Here is a 5,942-nt window from a genome sequence, read left to right as displayed (position 1 = left end):
CCGAGACCGTCTCCGAGGCACCCGAGCCCGCCGCCGCGGCCTCGCAGGCGCAGTCCGCCGAAAGTGCTGCCCCCGTCGCCGAAGCGTCCGAGACCTCTGCCGATGAGGGTGGGGCGCGGCGTGGGCGGCGGCGGGTCGTGCGGCGGGCCGCCACCGGGTTCTCCGAGCCTGCGCGGGCCACCGCCGAGGGCGACGAGGACGAGGCGCCGCGCCGGCCCGCGCGGCCGGCCGTCGCCGTGTTCCAGCCCCCGGTCTTCACCGAGCCCAGGTTCCAGACCCCGCAGCGGGCCGCCGCGGAGGCGGCCGCCGAGGCTGCCGAGCCCGAGGAGGCCCCGGCCGAGCAGCCCGAACAGCCCGAGCGGGAGACCGAACCGGCCGACGAGCAGGGCGGCTCGCGCCGCCGTCGCCGCCGCCGGGGCGCCGGTGGCGAGGAGCCCGAGGAGCGGACCGCCGAGACCGCCTCCGAGGAGGAGGAAGAGGCCGAGTCCGGCGAGTACGCCGGTGAGGGCGAGGACGGCGAGGAGTCCGGCTCGCGCCGTCGCCGCCGCCGTGGTGGCCGTCGCCGCCGCCGGGGCGAGTCCGCCGAGACCGGCGGTGACGAGGAGGCGGAGGAGAGCGACGAGCTCGCCGCCGAGCAGGCCGCCCAGGACGCCGAGGACACCGCCGAACAGCTCGAGGAGGACGAGGAGTCCGAGCCGGGCGACGAGGGCGAGGGCCAGGGATCCGGCGGAGGCGGCTCCAGCAGCAGCCGCAGGCGCCGTCGCCGGCGCCGCCGGGCCGGGGACTCGGGCACCGAGGCCGAGCCGTCCGCCGACGACCCCGAGCGCACCGTCGTCAAGGTCCGCGAGCCCCGCAAGCCGGCCGAGCCGTCCGACGAGGTGCAGTCCATCAAGGGCTCGACCCGGCTGGAGGCCAAGAAGCAGCGCCGCCGCGAAGGCCGCGAGCAGGGCCGCCGCCGCGTGCCGATCATCACCGAGGCCGAGTTCCTGGCCCGCCGCGAGGCCGTCGAGCGCGTGATGGTCGTGCGCCAGCACGGCGACCGCACCCAGATCGGCGTCCTCGAGGACGACGTGCTCGTCGAGCACTACGTCAACAAGGAGCAGGCGGTCTCGTACGTCGGGAACGTCTACCTCGGCAAGGTACAGAACGTCCTGCCGTCGATGGAGGCCGCCTTCATCGACATCGGCAAGGGGCGCAACGCCGTCCTCTACGCCGGTGAGGTGAACTTCGAGGCGCTCGGCATGGCCAACGGGCCACGGCGCATCGAGTCCGCGCTGAAGTCCGGGCAGTCCGTGCTCGTACAGGTCACCAAGGACCCGATCGGACACAAGGGCGCCCGTCTGACCAGCCAGGTCTCCCTGCCCGGCCGCTACCTCGTGTACGTGCCCGAGGGCTCGATGACCGGCATCAGCCGCAAGCTGCCCGACACCGAGCGGGCCCGGCTGAAGACCATCCTCAAGAAGATCGTCCCCGAGGACGCGGGCGTCATCGTGCGCACCGCCGCCGAGGGCGCGAGCGAGGACGAGCTGCGCCGGGACGTCGAGCGGCTGCAGGCGCAGTGGGAGGACATCAAGAAGAAGTCGAAGAACGGCAACGCGCCGACGCTGCTGTACGGCGAGCCGGACATGACCGTCCGGGTCGTGCGCGACATCTTCAACGAGGACTTCTCCAAGGTCATCGTCAGCGGTGACGAGGCCTGGGCGACCATCCACGGGTACGTCTCCCACGTCGCCCCGGACCTCGCGCCCCGTCTGCAGCGCTGGACCAGCGAGGTCGACGTCTTCGCCACGTACCGGATCGACGAGCAGCTCGCCAAGGCGCTGGACCGCAAGGTCTGGCTGCCCAGCGGCGGTTCGCTGGTGATCGACCGGACCGAGGCGATGGTCGTCATCGACGTCAACACCGGGAAGTTCACCGGTCAGGGCGGCAACCTCGAGGAGACGGTCACCAGGAACAACCTGGAGGCGGCCGAGGAGATCGTGCGCCAGCTCAGGCTGCGTGACCTCGGTGGCATCATCGTGATCGACTTCATCGACATGGTGCTGGAGTCCAACCGGGACCTGGTGCTGCGGCGCCTGCTGGAGTGCCTGGGCCGGGACCGTACGAAGCACCAGGTGGCCGAGGTGACCTCGCTGGGCCTGGTGCAGATGACCCGCAAGCGGGTCGGCCAGGGCCTGCTGGAGTCCTTCTCCGAGACCTGCGTCCACTGCAACGGCCGCGGTGTCATCGTCCACATGGAGCAGCCCTCGGCCGGCGGCCAGGGCGGCGGCAAGCGCCGCAAGCGCGCCCGCGCCGGTGCCGAGCAGCCGCACGAGCACGAGGCCGTACTGGCGGGCGCACCGACCGCAGAGGAGGAGGCCGAGAGCGAGGCCGAGTCCGAGACGGCGGCGGAGGTCGCGGCGGAGGCCGCCGCGCCGGTCGCGCTGCCCGCGCCGGAGATGGCCCCGGACGAGGAGCTCTACAGCAGCGTCGCCGAGGCCGAGGCCGCCGCCACCCGTGGGCGGTCCCGGCGCCGGGCGAGCCGGCGGGCGTCGGCTCCGGCGGGCGCGCCGAAGGTCCACGCCGACGGCGCCGCCCGGACGGCCCCCGCGGCCGCTCCCACGGCGCAGGGCGTCACCGCCGCCGAGGAGGCCGGGCGCCCGGTCCGCACCGAGCCGGCCGCCGAGGCGCCGGCCGAGCCCGTGGCGGCCGAGTACCCGGTCGTCCCGGCCGAGAGTGCCGAGGAGGCCGCTCCCAAGGGCCGTACCCGCCGCCGCGCGACCCGCAAGGTGTCCGCGCCGGCCGGTTCCCCGGCGGGCGCCGAGGCGGCCGTGGTGACGGTCGCCGAGACCGCGCCCGCGGCGAGCGCCGAGCAGGCGAGCCCCGAGCAGGCCCCCGCGGCCGCCGCCGAGGAGACGGCGGGGACCGCGGAGTCGGCGGAGGCGGTGGAGAGCGCCGCTCCCGCCCGTCCGCGCCGCCGCGCCGTGCGCAAGGCCACCGCGCCGACCGCGCCGCAGGAGACGGCCGTCGTGGTCGTCCCCTCGGCCCCGGCGGAGGAGAGCCCGGAGCAGGTGGCGTCCGCGCAGGAGGCCCTCGCCGAGGCCGTCGAGGCCACGGAACCGGGGGAGCCGGGCGATGCCGTGACGGGCGAGCCGGGCGAGGACACGGCGCCGGCCAGGAAGACGGCCCGCAAGGCCGCCAAGAAGGCCACGGCGAAGAAGGCCGCCACCAAGAAGACGGCGGCCAAGAAGACCGCCGCCAAGAAGGCGACGGCCAAGAAGGCGACCGCCAAGACGGCCACCGCCAAGAAGACGGCCGCGAAGAAGACCGCGGCGGCGCAGCAGACGCTGCCCTCCGTCTCGGCCTCCGCCGACGAGAGCTGAGGTCCTGACGGACAGGGGTGTGCGGCCGGGTGACCGGCCGCACACCCGTGGGACCCGGCCCGGTTTGACCCCTTCGGCCGCGGCCCCGTAACCTAGACCGTCGGCGTGTCCATTGAGCACGCCACATCCCCGTAAACCTCTTCCTCCCGGACACAGGGCTGGCCGGGAGAGGTCGCCCGTATGCCGGGCGGCTGGCCTGCGGGGGTGCCGTTTCCCGAGCGAGAGAGTGAGATCCGCGTGTACGCCATCGTGCGCAGCGGTGGTCGCCAGCACAAGGTTGCTGTCGGCGACATCGTTGAGGTTGACAAGATTTCCACTGCCAAGGTTGGCGACACGGTCGAGCTCTCGACCCTGCTCGTTGTCGACGGCGACGCCGTGACCAGCGACCCGTGGGTGCTGGCCGGCATCAAGGTCCAGGCCGAGGTCGTGGACCACCACAAGGGGCAGAAGATCGACATTCTGCGCTACAAGAACAAGACCGGTTACCGCCGTCGCCAGGGCCACCGCCAGCAGTACACGGCGATCAAGGTCACTGAGATCCCCACGGCTGCGAAGTAAGGGACTGAGGAGAAATGGCACACAAGAAGGGCGCATCGTCCACCCGGAACGGTCGCGACTCCAACGCCCAGCGGCTCGGCGTGAAGCGCTTCGGCGGCCAGGTCGTCAACGCGGGTGAGATCCTGGTCCGTCAGCGCGGCACCCACTTCCACCCGGGCGCCGGCGTCGGCCGTGGCGGCGACGACACGCTGTTCGCGCTGCAGGCCGGTGCGGTGGCGTTCGGTACCCACCGTGGCCGCAAGGTCGTGAACATCGTTCCGGTCGCCTGACCGGAAGCCTGTCGCGAGGCGGACCTCACTTCCCCGGGGGAAGGCGGGTCCGCCTTTCGCGTGTTGTACCGAAGACAGTTCCGCACTTTTCTGGAGGCACATCCCATGACCACCTTCGTGGACCGCGTCGAGCTGCATGTCGCCGCGGGTAACGGGGGCCACGGCTGTGCCTCCGTCCACCGCGAGAAGTTCAAGCCGCTGGGTGGCCCGGACGGCGGCAACGGCGGGCGTGGCGGCGACGTGATCCTCACCGTCGACCAGTCCGTGACCACGCTGCTCGATTACCACCACTCCCCGCACCGCAAGGCCACCAACGGCAAGCCCGGCGAGGGCGGCAACCGCTCCGGCAAGGACGGCGAGGACCTGGTCCTGCCCGTCCCGGACGGCACCGTGGTCCTGGACAAGGCGGGCAACGTGCTCGCCGATCTGATCGGCCACGGCACCTCCTTCGTCGCCGCCCAGGGCGGCCGCGGCGGCCTCGGCAACGCGGCGCTCGCCTCCGCCCGGCGCAAGGCCCCCGGCTTCGCGCTGCTGGGCGAGCCGGGCGACCTCGGGGACATCGTCCTGGAGCTCAAGACCGTCGCCGACGTGGCGCTGGTCGGCTACCCGAGCGCCGGCAAGTCCTCGCTGATCTCCGTACTGAGCGCCGCCAAGCCGAAGATCGCCGACTATCCCTTCACGACCCTGGTGCCCAACCTCGGCGTGGTGACGGCCGGTTCGACCGTCTACACCGTCGCCGACGTTCCCGGACTGATCCCGGGCGCCAGCCAGGGCAAGGGTCTGGGCCTTGAGTTCCTGCGGCACGTGGAGCGGTGCAGCGTGCTCGTGCACGTGCTGGACACGGCGACCCTGGAGTCCGACCGCGACCCGGTCTCCGACCTCGACGTGATCGAGGAGGAGCTGCGCCAGTACGGCGGCCTGGACGACCGGCCGCGCATCGTCGTCCTGAACAAGATCGATGTGCCCGACGGCAAGGACCTCGCCGACATGGTCCGGCCCGACCTTCAGGCCCGCGGCTACCGCGTCTTCGAGGTGTCGGCGGTGGCCCACACCGGCCTCAAGGAGCTGTCGTTCGCACTCGCCGACCTGGTCGCGCGGGCCCGCGCCGCGAGGCCGAAGGAGGAGGCGACGCGCATCGTCATCCGGCCCAAGGCCGTGGACGACGCCGGCTTCACCGTCACCCGCGAGGAAGTGGGCGGTGAGCCCCTGTTCCGGGTGCGCGGCGAGAAGCCCGAGCGCTGGGTCCGCCAGACCGACTTCAACAACGACGAGGCCGTCGGCTACCTCGCCGACCGGCTGGGCCGCCTCGGTGTCGAGGAGGAGCTGATGAAGTCCGGTGCCCGCGCCGGCGACGGTGTCGCCATCGGCCCCGAGGACAACGCGGTCGTCTTCGACTGGGAGCCGTCGGTGATGGCCGGCGCCGAGATGCTCGGCCGCCGAGGCGAGGACCACCGCTTCGAGGCGCCGCGTCCGGCCGCCCAGCGCCGCCGCGACCGGCAGGCCGAACGCGACGAGGTGCAGCAGGAGTACGAGGGCTTCGAGCCCTTCTAGGCGACAGGTGAAGGGGCGGGTCCCGGAGTTCTCACCGGGACCCGCCCCTTCGGTTTTTCGCCGGCGGGCTGCCGTCAGGCGTCGGCGCCGGTCAGCTCCTCGTCGACGTAGGCGCGAAGCCAGGTCCTGAAGTCGGGGCCCAGGTCTTCACGTTCGCATGCGAGTCTGACGATGGCACGCAGATAGTCGCCCCGGTCGCCGG

4 protein-coding genes and 1 pseudogene are annotated in these 5,942 nt (G+C 73.0%); 4 read left to right on the top strand and 1 reads right to left on the bottom strand.

Annotation, left to right across the window (positions count from 1 at the left end; translation table 11 throughout):
- The 4 genes from IE249_RS16005 to obgE form a co-directional block, all read left to right on the top strand.
- A partial coding sequence (locus tag IE249_RS16005) for a ribonuclease E/G (RefSeq protein ID WP_229858595.1) occupies positions 1-3,362 on the top strand: 3,362 nt, incomplete at its 5' end.
- A 237-nt stretch (positions 3,363-3,599) separates the two neighbouring features.
- Complete coding sequence (gene rplU, locus IE249_RS16000; protein ID WP_003990208.1) at positions 3,600-3,920, top strand: 50S ribosomal protein L21; 321 nt, start codon at positions 3,600-3,602, stop codon at positions 3,918-3,920.
- A gap of 14 nt (positions 3,921-3,934) precedes the next feature.
- Complete coding sequence (gene rpmA / locus IE249_RS15995; RefSeq protein WP_171107435.1) at positions 3,935-4,189, top strand: 50S ribosomal protein L27; 255 nt, start codon at positions 3,935-3,937, stop codon at positions 4,187-4,189.
- Between the two features lie 105 nt (positions 4,190-4,294).
- On the top strand, positions 4,295-5,740 hold the full coding sequence (gene obgE, locus IE249_RS15990) for a GTPase ObgE (protein ID WP_189705506.1): 1,446 nt from the start codon (positions 4,295-4,297) through the stop codon (positions 5,738-5,740).
- A gap of 74 nt (positions 5,741-5,814) precedes the next feature.
- Here the strand turns inward: obgE and IE249_RS15985 are convergent.
- Positions 5,815-5,942: pseudogene (locus IE249_RS15985) on the bottom strand (UTP--glucose-1-phosphate uridylyltransferase); the annotation flags it as partial.

Source organism: Streptomyces anandii JCM 4720, assembly GCF_014650655.1.
Classification (GTDB): domain Bacteria; phylum Actinomycetota; class Actinomycetes; order Streptomycetales; family Streptomycetaceae; genus Streptomyces; species Streptomyces anandii.
Note: the sequence above shows the minus strand (reverse complement) of the source record. Positions and strands in the feature narration are given on the sequence as shown.